Source organism: Chryseolinea serpens (assembly GCF_900129725.1).
In the GTDB taxonomy this organism is placed as follows: domain Bacteria; phylum Bacteroidota; class Bacteroidia; order Cytophagales; family Cyclobacteriaceae; genus Chryseolinea; species Chryseolinea serpens.
The window spans coordinates 3272053-3290502 of record NZ_FQWQ01000001.1; the positions used below are offsets into that span (position 1 = coordinate 3272053).

Here is an 18450-nt window from a genome sequence, read left to right on the forward strand (position 1 = left end):
AAGGACAGTGATGGGCTTCTTGTTTTATACCCGTTTTTGTGTTTAAACTTTAAAACCCTCTACCCCCATGACACAACAAGGAAAATTCATTCTGTTCACGCTAGACGAATTTGCGTCGTGGCTGGACAACCTGATCCTGCATAGAAAGATCAGCCTCATTCAAAATCATCACACCTTTCTTCCCGACTACAAGGCCTTTAACAAACGAAAAACCGATAAGTACTTTTCGTGGCTGGTTTCCATGGAAGCCGCGCACAGGGAGCGGGGCTTTAGCGAGATCGCGCAAAACGTCACCACCTTTCCCGATGGCATGCTGGCGATCTGCAGAAATTTTGAAACGGTTCCGGCCGGCATTAAAGGTGCCAATGCGAATGGGATCTGCATGGAGCACCTGGGCAATTTTGACCTGGAAAAAGATGCGATGACCGAAGCGCACCAGCATACCATTGTTACCATCAACGGACTGCTGTGCAACAAATTCAAATTAGGCATCAACACCAATTCCATTGTATACCACCATTGGTACGATTTGAACACCGGCAAACTGGTTGCCGAGGGCACTGGCACGACGAAGACATGCCCGGGCACAAACTTCTTTGGCGGCAACACGAAACAAGCGTGCCAGCAGAATTTCCTACCGCTGGTTAAAGAAGCTTTGATTGCTGTATAAATGACCACTGCGTCGTTCATAACGCCCATCCATTTGATCGGCTAGCAACGATCGAGGGTTGGGCATTTATTTCAAACCTCCCCACTAAACCAAATCCCTATGTCAATCCCTCAGTATGCTGGTAAACTTGTATTGGCAGTGTTATTCATGTTTACAGAACATGCATTGCCGGCACAGAAGTTGAAATTAACCATTCCTGCGTCGGACTTTGAAGTGCAGGGCTCCAAAAGAGACGTGACGATGGAAAACGTTTCCAATGGCGTGCGGATAACGGCAGGAGCATTTAAGACCGTTAAGCTGGTCGCCGCGATTAAAAAACCTGACCCCGCTATGGCAAATGCTTTCGTGCAAGGTGTTGTCGTTCATTTTTATTCCAAGGTTCAGTATGCCTATCTCAAAGGGGTTGAGTTTTCCGGGCGGAGTATGTCTACTAACCTCTCCGGCGACTTTACGGTCGCGGAAAGAATAAATGGCAATGCATGGTATTGGGATGATCATTCGGTGCCCGTATATGATCGCTCGTTTATTTCGATAGAGCTTTCCTTCTCCGGTGGATTTGAATCCGTGCCTGATGCCCAATTGCTCTTGAACAGCGTAGATATTTATTTTCCGCGCAAACTTCCGACAAGTGCTCTGCGCGAAGGAAATGTTGCATCGGTTGCCCCAAAAACGAGAGCGGATCAAATTAAGGTATCCAATAACCCGCCGATCGCTTTAGTCCCTGCAATCGATTCTAAGCCGCCGACCACATCGACCCGCGAAGCCATCTATGCCCTTACCGACAACCATGAATTGAAATGGTATAAACATGACGGCAGAAATGATGGAAGCATTGCCTGGTCGGCAAAGTCGGGTGAGTCGGTGAGGAATGATTGGAATTTCAAACAGGCGTTTTCAAATGGCGATGGCGTGATCTACGGGATCGACGATGCCGAAGATCTGTTTTGGTATCGGCACAGTGGCTTTGCCGATGGCGGCACCGGTTGGGCGGCGAACTCGGGTACCAAGATTGGCAACGGCTGGGAATTCAAACACGTGTTTTCGGGGGGAGGCGGACTGATCTATGCCATCGATGCTGCGGGCGATCTTTGGTGGCATCGGCACGATGGCTATGCGGATGGCACGAACCGTTGGGCCGCAAATATGGGTCGTAAAATTGGCAATGGCTGGAATTTCAAGCAGGTGTTTTCGGGCGGCAATGGAATTATCTATGCCATCGACGATGCCGGCGATCTTTGGTGGTATCGTCACACCGGGTTTGCCGACGGAACCAACGCTTGGGATGAACGATCACATAGCAAGATCGGCAACGGCTGGAATTTTAAACAGGTGCTTCCCGGTGCCAATGGCACCCTCTACGCCGTGGACCAGGCCGGTGATCTGTTTTGGTATCGCCACGACGGTTTAACCGATGGAAGCAATCGCTGGTCAGAAAAGTCGGGCAGTAAAATCGAGCATGGCTGGGTGTTCAAGGAGGTGTTTTGAAATGGACTTTTCTAGTTCACCATAAACTTCTTAATAACCTTCTTGCTTCCCGAAGTCATTTCAAGGACATACATGCCCGGTGCAATCTCAAGGTCTAACGCTATTTCAGAACGGATGGTGCTGTTGTCATACAGCTTGCGTCCCATACTATCGCTGATCGATATCGACACGCTTTCTGTAATCGAGGGAAGACTCACTCTGAATTTTCCACGGTTCGGATTGGGATAAAGGGTTACGTCGTCCAAATTATGCTCAGCAGCCAAGACCGCGTCTACCGTTACGGCTATGCTATACGTATTGCTTACATCAATTCCGTCCGATACTTGTACGGGTATTTCTAAAGTTCCACCAAATCCCTTTGCCGGCGAAATCATGTTCCCCTCAACCGTATAGTGATCACCTGTGAGAACGATCAGGGTATGATCCCCTGGAAATTCATTATCAGGATCAACTACGACAAGATCTTTTACATCAATTTCAACAGGCTCACCGTCTATCGACGCAAAGGTTTTCTTCGTTCCTTCAATAACCGGAGGATCATTCACTGGGGTTACTGTCAATTTAAGCTCATATACATTACTTAATGCCAGGCCGTCGGAGACCTGGATGGGAACGGTTAAGGTCCCATAAAAATCCTTGGCAGGAATAACCGTGCCGGGTTGTACGGTGTACGATTGGCCTTCCTTTATGATCACCGAAAAATCGCCGGGAAAAGGACTGTCCGGATCTTCGACCTGCAGCATACTCAAAGGAATGGATATCGGTTGGTCCTCCTTGAAGTCGCCCCACGGTGATGTTCCTTTTATGACCGGCGCATCATTTACGGCGATCACGTTCAGCGTATATTCAAAGGGCTCGCTGACGTCGACGTTGTCGCTGACCTGGAGTGCAACCGACAATGTGCCATTAAAATTGTTCGCAGGACTTACTACATTTCCCGACACCGAATAATTCGCCCCGGGAAGCACCATTAATTTTAGTTGGCTGATGTCGTTATCCGCATCCTCCACAACGAGTTGGTCCATTGCCATCGTGAATGAAGCATCTTCGTTTATGGTACTCACTTGTTTTTGAGAGACGATCACCGGGGCATCGTTCTTTTCTTTGATGGTGAGATTGAAAGCGCTTTCGGTGGTATACGTTCCGTCATTTACTTTTATCGTGATCAGGGAGCTGCCGATAGCTGTTGTGTTGGAAACTATTTTTATCACGATGGCGCCAACTTTCTTTTCGATCGAAATATTTCCGGAGGGAAGAAGCGATGTGTTGCCCGATTCGGCCGTAATGTTCAGCGAAGCAACGGGTGTATCGTCTGTGACTTTCATCTCGACTGAAAATTGGGTCATCACTTTCATTTCCTGATCTGCTATATGTTCCACCACCGGAGCATTCGACAATACCGTCGCACTGAAGTTGACGTAGTTGGAATAGGCCGGTCCATCGTTATTAACGGCATACATCCTGTATCGATAGGTCTTGCCGGCGGCCAGGTTTTTGTCGAGATAGGAATTTACCGGGGCGTCTAAGGTGCCGATGAGCGTATACGAACCGTTGTCCACGCTTCTTTCCAGAAAATATTGCGACGCATTTAAGGATTCCACCCATGTTAACAATAAGTCGCTGGAGCCCGACTGGCTAACCTTTGGACTACCCGGATTCGTTGGGCATTCAACAACCCTGACATTGTCGAAGGCCACTACTTGCAATTGGCTGGAGGAAAGCAATCCGACTATACGCAGCTTTGAAATATTTGACTTATAAGCAAGCAATGAAACCTGTTGCCGGTCCCAAGCCGTCGATCCTGTTCCAAAGCCCCAAAGATAGTTCCAGGTTTTTTTCTCGTCGGCTGAGCCGTAGACTCTGATTCCACCATCCTGGTGAGGTCCTGACACGTAAAAAACGAGGCAGGGGTTTGTCATTCGCGACATATCGAAATAGGGACTTTCAACCGCCGCAATGTAGGCCGTCGATTCGTACCGCTCTTCCATGCGAAGGGAGTACTTACCGTCAATGCTACCGAAAACATTGCTGTACCGCGTCCAATTCGTAGGCTGGTTGAAGTAGATCTGGCTCTCCTCCTGATTGTCGAGCTGGTGCCATGCGCTGGTTGTCTTTTCAAAACTTTCAACATAGGGAAAAGTAGAAATGATAGCGTCGGGGGTACCGATGATCTCGCTGTAGTAGGATTGGCCGACGCCGTTAAACGCTTTAACTCTGTAGTATTGATTTTCATCGAGGGAAATAGACTCATTAAAAACCGTTACCCCTGATGCCACCGTGCCGACCTGTACAAAATTCCCGGCGACTCCGCTGGATCGTTCAATGATAAAACCGGTTTCATTATCGGAATTATCTCTCCAGGTCAGCGAGATGCCCATAGACGTGGAAGCAATCCGGAGCTGATCCGGTGCTTTCAACAAGGTGGGTTGAATCGTAAAGGACAAAGGAGTCACAAACACAGATCCGTTGAGCGCGTTGTCGATGGCTTGCACGCTCCAATAGTATGTACCTGGCGCAAGATTGCTAAAGGTGAAGGAATTCCGGTTGCCTGCATTACCGATGATGGGCACTTTGCGATAGCCTGATGCGAGATCGCTTCTTGTGGAGACTCTGTCTAACGCTCCGGGCGTTGTTCCGAGAATGATCTCAAATGACTTTCCTGCATCGCCTTGCCAGGTTAACGTCGCCTCATTGCCGGCCACCTTCGATGCCAGCGATTGAACCGGGGTGGGTGGCGACATGGTTTCCGAATTGTTGATGAAAAATTGCAGCGATGAATTGTCTAGAAACTTGCAATAAAGCATCAAATCATTTTTTCCATCCTTGTTCAAATCCGTCACGGCCGACAATGAACTTTCATTGGTCCGCCACTCGCCAAAGGCATCGAATCGTTGCAGCGGACTGGTGAATGAATGGTTGTTGCGGTCGTAGAAGGAAACACGAACGGGGTTCTGACCCACTATCAAATCTTTCCAGCCATCTCCATTCATGTCGATAAACTGCGAGACCGAAGCAGGGGCATCCGCGTCGGCATAAAACTTGACGAAAGCGTCGCCATTTTTTTGATACAGCTCAATCTTGTTTGGTTCAAAGTAAGCCGCCAGGTCAAAGTCCCCATCCTGATCCATATCTTCCCATTTCAAAAATGCGCCGACAGGCGTGGGATAGGTGATGATTTTCGAAACGAAGGATTTTGCCCCTGTATTCAGAAAAACCCCACCGGCAGAGGTGACGATGTCTTGCCTTCCGTCGGCATTGAAATCGATGATATCCATTGATCCGCTCAGACTAGCTGTCTCTACCGGCGTGTAGGCTTCTATGCGGCGAAAGTCATTCAATGCCAGACGTTCGAACACCAGGATGCTGGCCGTCCCCATGGAAACAATGTCAAGATCACCATCATTGTCAAAGTCGATATAATCGGCCGCGGGCGTCGACAGTTTATCTGCTACTTTTTTGGGTGCACCGAACTTGAAATCACCTTGGTTTTCAAATTCAGCTATCGTGCCTCCATAGGTCATCAAAATGTCGAGATCGTTATCTCCATCGGTATCTGCAAACCGAACATTTGTAGAAACCCGAAGCGACGACGTCTTTTCCTGAAATCCGGCCGGCATGATGTTCTCGAAAATCCGGTTGCCGCCGGCTATGAAATCCTGATCGCCGTCATTGTCCAGATCTGCAAGCGACAAGCCACTGGTGATATCAAAAGGCATCTGGGAGGCATAGCTGAAAGCATTCTTCGCGACATCGAACGTGAGGACTTCTTCGACCGGTGTTGCGGCACATTCCGCATTTGTGGTGCTCACACGCAAAGAATACGTTCCGGGCTGCGTCCATTTAATAATGAAGTCGGACTCGTTAGACGATCCCACGGTCTGTCCATCGCGGGTCAATGTCCATTGATAATTTTCTCCACCCACGTAACTGACGGAGTACCGCTCAAACGATTCTGTTTTGGGCGCGACATTGCCGGAGATTTGTTTTCGCTCGGGGCCTTTCACCTCGACTGCCAATGTGGTTTCGACACCGGTTTGACAACTTTGGGGCGCTACCCGCACAACGTATTGTCCTCTGCTACGCCATTTAATTTTTACGTTATTGTTATTGTCTTCAACGATTTCACCGTTGTTATTATCCACTGTCCAGTGGTACACGACGCCGGCAACACCGTTTACCTGATAAGGTTCTGTGCCAGGACAAACCGTGGTGTTTCCGGTTAAGACGGGCTTTGCAGGAATGACACAGAAAGATTGTGATGAAGTGCCTTTCCCCGCCGGATTGGTTACCTCGAAATTGCCCGCCCCAGTCACCATGGGGATGACCACCTTTAGTGTTGTACTATTAATGACCTGAAAAACGGCTTCCGTACCTTTTAACTTTACCGATGACGTTCCGATAAAGTTCTTTCCCTTTATGGTGATGGAACTACCGGCCTCTTCAGCAAGGGAAGACAGCGTGGTCAGCACCGGAGAACTGTTTCCAATGACAAAACTTCCTTCTGCACTAAAGGGCGAGCCCATAAAGGCTCCATCGATGGATTGAACACCCCAATAGTATGTGCCGGGTGCCAGGTTATCGACTCTCCATGCCGGACTGTGTTGAGCGATGCCCATTTTTACAACCTTCCTGAATCCGGAAGGTGTCGATAAACTTTCGCCGGAATGATCTTGACCCGGAGCGCTGTTGACGTAGAGCGCATACGTTAATCCGTTTGATGGTGTTTGACCATCCGCACCTGCATTCCACGACAATTTTACCTGCTGACCATCGGGTGTGGCCTGAAGTGAAGCCGGGGCGGTGGGTCTTGTATTTGCGGTAGCTGGCGAGTTAATATAGAGGTAAGTCTTACCATTCAGGAGACTGCCGATTTCGGAACCCGATACGACCAGATCCAGGTCAAGATCGTTATCAGCATCGCCCAGTGCGACATGGGAGAAAATAAGGGCTGGCAGTGCAACATTTTGCTTTGCAAAGGCACCGTTCGTATTGACGTAGGCCGTCGTACTGGCCGCATTTGTACCGTTTCGTTTCCAACCGGTAACAATAACATCAAGATCACCATCATTGTCCATATCTCCCGGCACTACATTACCTCCTGACACACCGTCGAAGGGGGCAGCCATCTTGGTAAACTTATCGGCGCCCGCGTTTTTCAATAGTATTACTTGATCGGTTCCCAATACCTGGTCAACTCCCATAATCACCAGGTCCAGGTAGCGATCATTATCAAAATCTCCCCAGGCCACGGCTCCATCAGACATCGGGTTATCATAAATGGTAACGGGCACGAAATTATTGTCTCCTTCGTTCTTGAAAATCGCAGGTGCGTTGGACATGCCTGCTCCAACCACAACATAATCGAGATCGCTGTCGAGGTCGTAGTCGCCGATACTTACTGCGGGATCGCTATACTTGGTGAGGTTCAAATCGAGTGCTTTGAAGACGCCATTGGTGTTGATGAAGATATCATGATAGTTATCTGATATGTTCGAACCGAGCATCACGACATCTTCGTCTCCGTCATTGTCGAAGTCTGCAAACTTAGCTTCACCATAAATGATGCTGGGGAGGGAATGACTTGTTTTTCCAAACACAAAGTTGCCCTGATTTTTAAAAAGAAGTGTCCCGACACTCGTCATGCCTTCAACGCCACCCACCATCAAAATATCGATCAGCCCGTCCTGGTCGTAGTCGCCAAGGTCGACACTGCCGTCGTTTGTTCCTGCCAGTGTGGCCGCGACACTGAAATTCCCATTGCCATCGTTGCGATAAATTGTTGTGGCCGTGTTGATAAAATTGGTATTGCCCGATACGATCAAGTCCAGGTCGCCATCGTTGTCGAGGTCGCCAAATATCGATTTGCCGCCCCACACGCCTTGAAAATTTCCCGGTGATGGCGACAGCTGGGAATACGTTGAAAGGGGAGAAATGAACAGGGTAAATAGCAGCATTAGTCTCATGACCTACAATGATTATCTTTTTGGGTAACTCAAGCCTCGCCGCAAAATAGCGCTAACGACCGAAATAAACACGGAAATTCAAGACTTATAAATACGTGTCACAACGGATACCCCACGCGCTGCACCATCGGCGCATTATTTTTCTTAAAACGAGAAATCTTCACCCAAAAGAGAACTACTGCACCTATTGTTCCCATCTCCTGAAGGGGGTCGTTGTGCCGGGCCAGTTGATGCGATTTGGTCTTCAGATCAATTGAATGACTGCCTGAACTCCAAAGGCGACAGATTGGTTTGAACAATTTACCAAACGACGCCAGATGCTCGAACCCTAATGCATTGGCAATTTCTCACCGATAGTGTTGTGGTCAATAACCCCAGAAACTCCAGAAACAATCATTTTTTCAGCTCCCTCAAAAGAAGCGTGCAGCCCGTCACCAAGCCACACGCTTATAGAACCCAAACTATTTTTTTGCACATCGCTCAATGGCGAATCGTTGACGCCACCATGTCGGCAGCGGGCTTGGTGTGACCGGTTCTTTCGGTCTTGGTGCGAACCTGGGCATTGCCCGATGCATCGGAGATGGCCATGATCGCGACGTGGCTGTTTTCGATGGGCAGGAAATACTGCGTGGTTCCATTTTCAATCACCAGCTCATAGGGCGCGCCTACTTCAAAGGAGCCGTACTTGCGTTCCTGTTTTTGCTGCAGCTGTGTGAAGCCGCGCTTCACGGCTACAGGCAGTTGTTCGATGCTGTCGATCTTGCGGCCACTGGCGGCCAGTGTGCCTTGATCGTCAAAGTAGGCAAGCCAGAACCCGTTGTTGTACTGGAACTGTGCCAGGTAGAGTGGACCGGTTTTTTCCCAGCGGATCTGGGAAGCTCCAGCAAAATTGCGCTGAAGGGCTTGAGCGATCGATGTTGAAACTTGCATGTCTTGTGCACACAAGATGCCGAAGCTTACCAATACGAAAGCGGAGGCGAGGAAGAGGGTTTTCATGGTGTTGTTTTTTTGTTATGCCCTTTATGGAGGGTAATCAAAAAGGTAACGTACCAGTTTTCATCTAAAAAGATTACCTTAGTAAACAATCTATTTGGAGCCTTTTGGAAAGTCGCCCTTAGCGGGTTACCGGATTCTATCTTTTACATTAATCCCGCTACCATGACGCACAATGATATCATATCGAAAATTCGTTCCGGTGGACAAAACGAACTGGGTTTAGTCTACGCGGAATACCGCGAAGAATTTCTCCGGTGGATAACCAAAGAATATCATTGTTCCGACGACGACAGCAAAGACATCTATCAACTCACCATCCTCATCTTCTACGACAACATCAAGCAAGGGAAACTCGAAAACCTGGTGAGCAGCGTCAAGACGTATCTCTTCGGCATCGGAAAAAATGTTGTGAGAGACGTTCTCCGGAAGGAGAAACGATACACACCCATCAATCAGGAGAAGTGGCTCAAAGAATACCTGGTGGAAGACCAAGCCCACGCACCCGACGAACGCGCTTTCGACATTGCCGGCATTGCCCTGGGAAAATTGGGTCAGCCCTGCCAGCGGCTGATCGAAATGTTCTATTATGAAAAGAAGAGCATGGTGGAAATAAGCGAGGCTTTGCAATTCAAAAATCCGGAAACCGCCAAAAATCAAAAATGCAAGTGCATGGCCCGCCTGCGCAAGCTGTTCGAAGAGGAACGATCAAGAACTCAAAATACTATCAACCATGTATACTGACGAAAGCGACATGACGCTCGTGGAACGATACTTCGACGCCGATCTCGACGATGCGGATATGCAGGAAGTGACGCGTCGTGTGGAAACAGACGATTCATTCAGAGCGTTGTTCGAGCGGGAACAACTGCTCATCCTGGTCATTCGTTACCAAGGACAGCACGACAAACTTCGCTATCTTAAAAAGATGGAGCGCCACCTGTCGCAAGATATTCATAGGGCCCCTACCCTTTCTTTGCGCTACTGGCCCTACCTGGTCGCCGCCGCGGTTGTCGGCGTCCTGGTGGCCTTGTTCGTATGGTTGGCTGTGCCCAAAGATTCCGACAAATTATTTCAAGCCTACTTTAAGCCTTACCCCAACATGTTCGAACCGGGCGTGCGGAGTGTCCGCGAGACAACCCAGCGCCGCCAGGCCCTCCGGGCTTACGAACTCGGCGACTATGAAACCGCAGCCCGCGGGCTGAAACAAGCCTACCATGACCATCCGGAGCCGGGTCTGCTCCTCCTGCTGGGCAATGCCAACCTGTCGTTGGGGCATGTGCCGGAAGCCGAAGAAAACTTTAATGCGCTCATAAAAAACTACGACGATCTCGATCTACAGGCCAAATGGTATTTGAGCCTTTGCTATCTGAAACAGGGTGATGTGGAACGCGCGAAAATTATGTTGAAGGAGTTGGGTGCAACCGAAATTTCATATGCCTCGAAAGCAAAGGAGTTGTTCGAAAAAGTGAACTAAACTTTTCATAACCTTAAAACCCTTCAACGTATGTATCCCGACAACTTTATCCCAAAATCGGTAGAAGATTTCTATGCCAACAAAAAGGATCCGCACCCCACACCGCCCATCGCCTTCACGATGCAGGTCATTGCCACCGACGTAGCCCCGGACCACCCCGATTTCAAAATCAAGATCCTGCTGGACTTTGTTCCTGAATTTACCACCGAACGCAACCGCGACAATCCCAATTTTAGCGGGAGGGGCGTTCGAAGCATTCTCAATTTTGTTTCCAACAAAGTGCTTCCCAAAGTATTGGAATTTGTGTACTACGACGTGGGCCACGGCGCCATGCTGAAAAGTTATCACAACGCGAACGCCGAAAAGCCTGACCGCGAACCTCCCGGCTACGAGAAGGTGATGGAGGTATATGAAAAGCGCAGGGAGAAAAAAGAAAAACTTAGCAAGGCGCAAAAAAAATCGAAGAACCCTGACGTCGACATTGATATTCCCGATCCCGAGGGCGAATCACTCATCGAAAAACACCTGGAGACGCTTATGAAAAAAGATACACCCTACTGGTCTCGCGAATCGACTGTGAGCCGTGTCACCTACACCCGCCTAAGCGCGGCCCGGATGACGGTCGAACAACGCACGGCCGTGAATGGCGACAAAAAACTTCCGAAGTAGGCCGTCTATTTTCTTCGCCTCAAAAACACCAGCAGGGCAATCAGCAGCACCGCGGCAATTCCCACGAGGCTCCAGGTTGTCCTGCTGTTTTTTTGGGGAAATATTTGTTCCAGGTCGCCGTAGGCCACCATGGGCGCCCACGCTATGGGGTCGGCTGTGATCTCGTCGGCGGCTTCGAGGTATTTTAGTTTGGCGTCGCGCAGGGCGTTGTCGATGTTTTCGCCCCGGGTCAGGAATTTATAAAAATCGTCCATCAGCCCGATGGAAGCTTGGTCGTTCACTTTCCAGAGGCTCATCAAAATATTTTCACATCCCGAAAGGGTGAAGGCACTGGCCATGCTCAGCATGCCCTCGCCTTTAAAATCTTTCCCCAGGCCGGCCTCGCACGAGGTGAGCACGGCGAGACGCGCCTTCAGTTTCAGACCGTAGAGTTCATAGGCGTGCAGCACGCCATCTTCGAGTGAATCGTATTTTTTTCGGAAATACAGGCTGGCTGCAAAATCTTTTTTCACATCGCCTTGCCCGTGCACCGCCAGGTGGATAATGTCGAAGTCGGGTGCCATCGCTTTGAAATTTACTTCCGTAGCATCTTCACCTTCCATGAATTTCCCCGTTTTGAAAATATTGCCCAACACAGCGAGTTCCATTTCGGTGCCTTCTATTTCCTCCAGTTGTGGATCGGGTGCGCGCCATCGTTGGCCGCCGGTGAACCCAAAGGCCAGCACGGAAGGTGTGCGCAGGGCTGGGATGAGCGCATGCCCGAGCATGGACGACGAGTAGGAATAGCCAATGGTGAAATCTTTGATCAGGTAGGACAACGCCCGGTAGTTCACCCGGGTCGAGGTGGCGGGCTGTGTCAGCAATACTTCAAAGGGAACCTGGCTGATGATGCCGTCGGGTATAATTTGCAACGTCGACTGATTTGTCAATTGCTCGCGAAAGGGCCGCACAAGTTTGTTGTACAGCGTATGGGCACTTTGTGAAAAACGATCGTAGGATGCTTTATCGAGGCTGGAGTGTTCATTGAATGTGGTGAGCAGTTGGCTTGCGCCGACGCGGAGGCTGTCGGCCGAGCCCAGTCTTTTGAACAGAACCTTGTCCGGCAAAATGCACAGGGCGTAAACCGATTCGCTTCCGCAAAAGTATTCCAACAGCACCCGGTGATGGTCGCGCACAAATTGTTGTACGCTCGTCAAGGATGGTGTTTGATAACCGTAGCGCACATTGAAGTAGCCGGGATATTTTTGCTCGATGGCGTCTTTGCAGTTCTGAATTTCACGATCGTATTTCACGATCTCGCCGCGGAGTTCGCCTATGCTTTTTATAGCCGTTCCCTGGTTAGTGGCCTGGCTCAGGTTGTCCTGGGCTTCAAAGAGTTTGCGTTTCAGGTCGGCATGCCTGCGCAGCAAGCTATCCTCGCGGCTAATGTGACGGGTGAGTTCGGCGTCCGTCAGCGCATCGGCCAGCGATCGCACTTTGCTTTGTTCGAAGTATTGAAAGGCCTGCTGCACCAGGTTAGGATCGTCATACAGTTGTGCGCCCCGGTAGAGCAGCGAGATAATCGCCTCGTACACCCCGTAGTTTGATTCGAGAAATTTCCATTTGGAATCTTCCATGTCGAAGGTGTTTCGTTCGAGCGACAATAGTTTTTCGGCGAGGAACAGACTTTGAAGGGACTGGTCGAAATATTTTCTGTCGCGCGTTTCGAAGAAGAGCGTCTTCAGCACGATGCCTTTTTCGAGGGGTAGACGATAGTCGGCATAGTTTACACCAAACATCTCTTGCGAAGGGTTGTCGGCCGGATTGAGGGAATTGAAACCGGGCGCGCTGATTTGCAGTCCTTTCTGGAAAAAGTACAACGATGAATCGTATCGCTTGATCTTCCCGTAAAACATGGCAATGCTCAGGTAGCCGTAGGCCGCCGAGCGCGACTTCATCAATTTAAGGGTCTTCAGCTCGGTGAGCATGGCCTTAAACGTTTTGCGATAGTTCGTTAAATCGTTCATCGTCGCCAGCAAGTCGCACTTGATCTGCAACACGTAGGTCAGCATAAAGCGGTCGGCCTGGGTGCGGCGGTAGATGGCTTCGGCTTTTTCGAGATACATCAATGCTTCGCTGTATAACGTATCGTTCATGGCCAACTCGCCCAGGCCCGCATAGTGGTGGGCCATGTTGCCTTTGTCGCCGCTGTCTTTATTGATGCTGATGGCGGCGAGATAATGTTTCTTTGCCATCGCCGATTGGTTCATGTCGCGATAGATGTTACCTAACATATCGTTCGCCAATTCGGCAAATTCCCGGGATTTAATTTGTGAGGTCATGGCCAACGCCTTTTCGCCATAGGCCAACGCCTTTTCGTACTCGTGCTGCGAACGATTGGTCGCAGCCAGGTTGTAGTAGGTGGTCATCAACAGCTTGGCATCCGTCACGCCGATATGCTCGCGTATCTGCAGCGCCTTTTCATAGTTGCTCTCGGCCGCCTGAAAATCGTACACTTTAAATTTATACAGGTCACCCAACACATGATAACAGTCGGCCAACGACCTGTTTTCGGTTACGCCCAGGGATTGCCAGAGGGCAAAGGCCCTTTGCAGGTGCATCATGGGCGCTTGTATTTCATTGGTGTTGTCGTCGTAGAAATCGGCGACATTGTATTCAAACACGGCCAGGCTCGAATCGGCTTTGGCGTCTTTCAGCAAGGTGACGCCTTCTTTGAGGTTAGTGAAAATAACAGCTGTTTCTTCGGGGGCCCAATAACTGTTCAGGAAACCCAGCCGGTTTAGGGTGAGTGTATATTGCTGCCAGTCCTTATTTTTCCGGGCCAGCTCAAGTGACTTCATGTAGCTGGCAAACGCGCCACGCGGGTTGCGCCGGACCATGGTGCCTGCCTTCTGGTAATAGGGATCGGGCGATTGAGCACACGTCAGCCCGGGCAATAGTAAAAAAATAACGCCAAAAAGGGATCTAACAAAAGCTTTCACATCCTTGAAGATAGGGATAACGCCCTACAATCATGTATTTCCCGATGATAATCTGCCGTACATACACGCCCATCCGCCCTGCGCACGCAGGGTGTGCCGGTTTGACATTCTTTGCGCCCAATGGAAACAATGGATAGACGTTGTATGTGCTGCGAGGTAACGCATGTCGGCTGTCTGGTAACGTTACTTCGGCTATTCGGATTGCCCGGCAAGGCCGCTTTCGCCATTATATATTTGCTTTTCTTGGCAATTTTGGATCTCCGCCAGGAGCGTCGCTCTTCAATAGTTTACCGGCTTTTTTTACAACTCTTTTCTTGGCGGCCTTCTTGGCAGCAGTTTTTTTTGCCGTCACTTTTTTTGCGGCAGACGTTTTTTTCATAGGATTTTTTGTTTGAAATGTCGCACATTCCTACTCTGTTAAATGGGTTTTCGGAAACCCCCAAGTATGATGATCTCTAAGTCGATTGAATAAAAGATTTGGCTCCAGGCCCCGGAACAATCGGTGAAATCTTCCGGGCGCAATAAAATTACATTTCTAAGATAGCGCGAATTAAAACGAAGTCAAAGGGGATCTGCCTGTATTCAGGTGGCACATTGAATCAATGGTCGATAAATGTTCGAACACAAGTCGATTGGTGTGGCCCCGGTCATCGCGCGGGCTCTTTTGTTTTCGCATGAAAAGACTCCGGCCGGAAGCAGCGCCGATCAATTGAATGACTGCCTAAACTCCAAAGGCGACAGATTTGTCTTGGTCTTAAACAATTTACTAAACGACGCCAGATGCTCGAACCCCAATTCATAGGCAATCTCACTAACCGACAGTGTCGTAGTCGATAACTTCTCTTTCGCCAGCCCGATCAGTTTGTCATGCAGGTGCTGCTGGGTGCTCTGGCCGGTGAGGTTTTTGAGCAGGCCACTTAAGTAGTTGGGAGATACGTGCAGGGCATCGGCTATGTAAGCAACTGTAGGTAGACCTTCTTTGATCAAAGAACCGCTCGCAAAATAGTCGTCGAGCAAGGTTTCCATTCTAGTGAGTATTTCATGGTTGGCCACCTTGCGGGTGATGAACTGGCGTTGATAGAACCGGTCGGCATAGGTCAAGAGCAGCTCCAGTTGGGCAATGATCACCGGCAGGCTAAACTTGTCGATGTTGGCCTGGTATTCGTGTTCTATATTTTTTGCAATGCCACTGATCATCGCCTCCTCTCTGTCGGAAAGGTGCAGGGCTTCGTTGGCGGCATAGTCGAAATATTCATATTGTTTGATCGTTTTTGCGAGCGGCGTGTTCCACAATAGATCCGGATGGAATAAGATCATCCATCCGGAAGGATCGTGTACCAAGTCTTTGTTGATCGTCACGGTGATCACCTGTCCTGGGGCCATGAAGTGGAGGACGCCATCATCAAAGTCGTGGGGTTGCTGTCCATAGAGCATCGGGAGGTGGAAGTTTTTTTTAGGGAGATGGAATAAAAATCATAAACCCTGCTATACGTCCCTTCCCGCGGTTGCCCCATCATCTTCAGATCGACCAGCGTGATGAGCGGATGCTGCGGCTTGGGCAGATTCGCGAGCCGGTGAAATTCGCTGATGGTTTTGAAACGGATGAGTTGTTTTGTCATGGCACTACAAGGTAAGTGTAATCATTTAAAAGTAGATACCGTTGGCAAGGTCGTCCGATAAAGTGGGGTGCACCGTTTTCCAATTCAAACGTTTTTGGGTGAGCTTACTAGAAGCCGGACAATCCAGGGAGGCCATCATGCCAAACCAGCCAAAGTGTGCTGGCGCTTCTTCCGGAGTGATGGATCTCACCGGGAGGTTCAACTGCCGGCCGATCACTTCAGAGATGGCTTTTAGTGTGATGCCCTCATCGCCCACGGCATGATATTTCATTCCGGTTTCGCCCTTCTCTAAAGCCAGTCGATACAAATGCACAGCATCCAGGCGGTGTACCGCGTTCCAGCGATTGAGGCCCTCGCCAACATAAGCGACAACGCCTTTTTGCCGGGCAATGTTGATCATTGTCGGTATGAAACCGCGGTGGTCACCTTCGCCATGAACGGATGGCGCCAATCGTACAACGGCTGTGCGCACGCCCTGCGATGTAAATGGATCCAACGAAGATTCTGAGACACGCGGAGACAGGGTGGCATCATGCTCGTTGGCCATATCTTCGGTCGCCATAATACCCTGGTTGACCATGGCCGTGCCCGACGTGACGATAAACGGGCGATTGGAACCGGCCAGTACTGAGCCCATGGTCTCTATCGCCACCTTATCAATCTGACATACTTCTGCAAAGCGCGTGAAATCATGTACAAACCCGGCATGGATCACCCCGTCGGCTGCTGCCGCTCCGGCGCGCAAACTATCCAGGTCTTCCAGGTCGCCCTGTTGAACTTCGGCGCCGGCGGCTTTAAGTTTTTCAATCGAAGCCGCAGAACGGGCAAGCCCTAAAACGCGGTGACCTGCTTTTGTCAATTCCTGAACGAGCGCCGTGCCAATGAAGCCGGTGGCTCCTGTAACAAATACTTTCATATGTTTCATGTTTTTTGATGAAACAAAATTCGCTCACGCCCGGCAAAGCGATTTATCCAAATCTACTTTTGGTTTTGCCAAAACGGGGTTTGATCTTTGAGTGTGTGCGGCGGTTCAGTTCGGTGCAGCAACAGGCGCAGCCCACGGAGCAATCACAGGCACCGTAAAGGTGGAGATAGACATTCTATACTAAATGACACTATGTCTTTGCTGAGCAGCACCCGGTATAAGTTTTCCTTTCGGCCGGCATACGGCTCAGATAAAATGCTGATCGAATTTATTACCGGCGCAGAACGAGAAGAATTTCTGCCCGACTTTTTGGATGCGCTCAAAAGTTTTAATCCAAAACTTGAAAGCACACTCGACCTTTGGATGAATGATGAGATACAAGTTAACGTCAATTCGGATCTTGGGAATTTTTCACTTTCAAAAGATATCTGGGGTTTTGCTTTCGCTTGGGCGGATGAAAATCAGCAGTGTGTAAAAAAAATTAGTGACCTGCTTGCGCATGACCATCGGTTTGAAGCGGTGGATCACCTCGACAAGGTGTAGACCGGCAGAGCGTATAACAACGTTTTGACTTGTGCGTTTGAACCCTCAAAGTAAAGCATCCGCATCCCGGATTTCCGTCTGACCACTTATCTACCGCGAAATTTACCCTCCTCGGTATTGCAAAAGTGCATACTGTTTTCTACATTCATTCAAGAGAGAGCCCATCTACTCATCGACCTACTTGTTAAAAAAGTATCGTGGTGAGCAGGTGGGCTTTCGCTTTCCTTTTTGATTTGGTCCCTGAAACGCGTGAGGCGTAAAATGAAATGGGTTGGGCGTATTGTGAAAGATGATCGGGCCAAATCAGCACTCTTCTCTCCGGACGAATATAAGTCGCTAATATTATGGCTAAATCAAAAGAACCCGATGAACCGACCGAACCTAAAGGCTCCAGCTCGATTTCATTGTCGGAGGCATTATTGGCTCCCTTGAGTTCCATTTTCGAAGCTCAGATCCATGCGTCCCGCGCGTTTCTAAACTTCTTCCTTCAAATGGGGTTCCGGCATAAATATACGGACGAGGATCTCGCGTTGTTAAACGAGGACCGCGAGAAAAACAAAGAGATCCTCCAGCAGATTGATGATGAAAAAAAAGGCAATAAGGAAATAGAGGAATTGTCGGCAAGAAAGTTGGCGCTTGAAGCGAAGACAGAATTAACTGACGCGGACAGAGAAGAGAGCGTAAGGATTTCAAAACGCCTCAAAGAGCTAAAGATCAGGTGGGGTGTGTTGTATCAGCAGCCGATAGAGTATTTTGATCAAGATGGAAACGAGCGTACCATTTTCATTCCCAACCTATCGTTGCTCCCCATCAAGCCCCTGGCCATCAACAATGCAAACTTCAAGTTCGAATTGAAAGTAAAGGACGACATCCATTCGGTCAGTTCCACGATCCGGTCAGCCACCGGCGCCAGTCCGAAAAGACCCTGGTTCCTGATCGAAGACCCTAAGACCATCGAAGGCGAATTCGTTCCGCAGCAGGAATCGGGAAATTCAACGGAGAAAACCATCAAGATCGATGTGACGGTTGGGGCTGTGGAAACGCCCTATGGTCTTCACAAGCTGATCAGTTCGCTGACCGGTTTGGCCGGCGACTCTGAAAAAACAAAAGCATAGACCTTCACAA

General features: G+C 49.5%; 12 protein-coding genes and 1 pseudogene. 7 read left to right on the forward strand and 6 right to left on the reverse strand.

All coding sequences use genetic code 11. The features are described 5' to 3' along the window. Positions 1-67: 67 nt before the first annotated feature. Both BUB30_RS13165 and BUB30_RS13170 read left to right on the forward strand, forming a co-directional pair. Complete coding sequence (locus tag BUB30_RS13165) at positions 68-670, forward strand: peptidoglycan recognition protein family protein (protein WP_073134312.1); 603 nt, start codon at positions 68-70, stop codon at positions 668-670. A 99-nt stretch (positions 671-769) separates the two neighbouring features. Then, positions 770-2155 carry a tachylectin-related carbohydrate-binding protein gene (locus BUB30_RS13170; protein ID WP_084138068.1) on the forward strand — a complete coding sequence of 462 codons (1386 nt, stop codon included), beginning with the start codon at positions 770-772 and terminating at the stop codon, positions 2153-2155. 11 nt (positions 2156-2166) lie between these two features. On the opposite strand, the gene BUB30_RS13175 is transcribed toward BUB30_RS13170, so the two are convergent. Both BUB30_RS13175 and BUB30_RS13180 read right to left on the reverse strand, forming a co-directional pair. After that, complete coding sequence (locus BUB30_RS13175; RefSeq protein WP_084138069.1) at positions 2167-8118, reverse strand: FG-GAP-like repeat-containing protein; 5952 nt, start codon at positions 8116-8118, stop codon at positions 2167-2169. A gap of 480 nt (positions 8119-8598) precedes the next feature. Further along, entirely contained in the window at positions 8599-9114 is a 516-nt protein-coding gene (locus tag BUB30_RS13180) for a hypothetical protein (protein WP_073134317.1), read from the reverse strand. Between the two features lie 162 nt (positions 9115-9276). On the opposite strand from BUB30_RS13180, the gene BUB30_RS13185 reads away from it, so the two are divergent. The 3 genes from BUB30_RS13185 to BUB30_RS13195 are packed head-to-tail and all read left to right on the forward strand — an operon-like array spanning position 9277 to position 11257. Then, positions 9277-9855: an RNA polymerase sigma factor gene (locus BUB30_RS13185; protein WP_073134319.1), complete on the forward strand. Its 579-nt coding sequence runs from the start codon at positions 9277-9279 to the stop codon at positions 9853-9855. Beyond that, positions 9845-10588 carry a tetratricopeptide repeat protein gene (locus BUB30_RS13190; protein WP_073134321.1) on the forward strand — a complete coding sequence of 248 codons (744 nt, stop codon included), beginning with the start codon at positions 9845-9847 and terminating at the stop codon, positions 10586-10588. Before BUB30_RS13185 ends, BUB30_RS13190 begins: the two co-directional genes overlap by 11 nt. 30 nt (positions 10589-10618) lie before the next feature. After that, positions 10619-11257: a hypothetical protein gene (locus BUB30_RS13195; RefSeq protein WP_073134322.1), complete on the forward strand. Its 639-nt coding sequence runs from the start codon at positions 10619-10621 to the stop codon at positions 11255-11257. 5 nt (positions 11258-11262) lie between these two features. Here the strand turns inward: BUB30_RS13195 and BUB30_RS13200 are convergent, their stop codons facing one another. From BUB30_RS13200 to BUB30_RS13210, 4 genes and pseudogenes are all read right to left on the reverse strand, one after another. Beyond that, on the reverse strand, positions 11263-14238 hold the full coding sequence (locus BUB30_RS13200; RefSeq protein WP_143164889.1) for a CHAT domain-containing protein: 2976 nt from the start codon (positions 14236-14238) through the stop codon (positions 11263-11265). A gap of 226 nt (positions 14239-14464) precedes the next feature. Beyond that, a complete protein-coding gene (locus tag BUB30_RS35155; RefSeq protein WP_178377097.1) occupies positions 14465-14617 on the reverse strand; it encodes a hypothetical protein in 153 nt (50 codons plus the stop codon). Positions 14618-14943: 326 nt separating this feature from the next. After that, positions 14944-15857 (reverse strand): annotated as a pseudogene (locus BUB30_RS13205) (helix-turn-helix domain-containing protein). Positions 15858-15882: 25 nt separating this feature from the next. After that, positions 15883-16773: an SDR family oxidoreductase gene (locus tag BUB30_RS13210; RefSeq protein ID WP_073134325.1), complete on the reverse strand. Its 891-nt coding sequence runs from the start codon at positions 16771-16773 to the stop codon at positions 15883-15885. 201 nt (positions 16774-16974) lie between these two features. On the opposite strand from BUB30_RS13210, the gene BUB30_RS13215 reads away from it, so the two are divergent. After that, the gene (locus BUB30_RS13215; protein ID WP_073134327.1) at positions 16975-17325 is read left to right on the forward strand and encodes a hypothetical protein; all 351 of its coding nucleotides are present in this window, start codon (positions 16975-16977) and stop codon (positions 17323-17325) included. 344 nt (positions 17326-17669) lie between these two features. Further along, on the forward strand, positions 17670-18440 hold the full coding sequence (locus tag BUB30_RS13220) for a DUF2589 domain-containing protein (protein WP_073134329.1): 771 nt from the start codon (positions 17670-17672) through the stop codon (positions 18438-18440). The last annotated feature ends 10 nt before the right edge of the window (positions 18441-18450 follow it).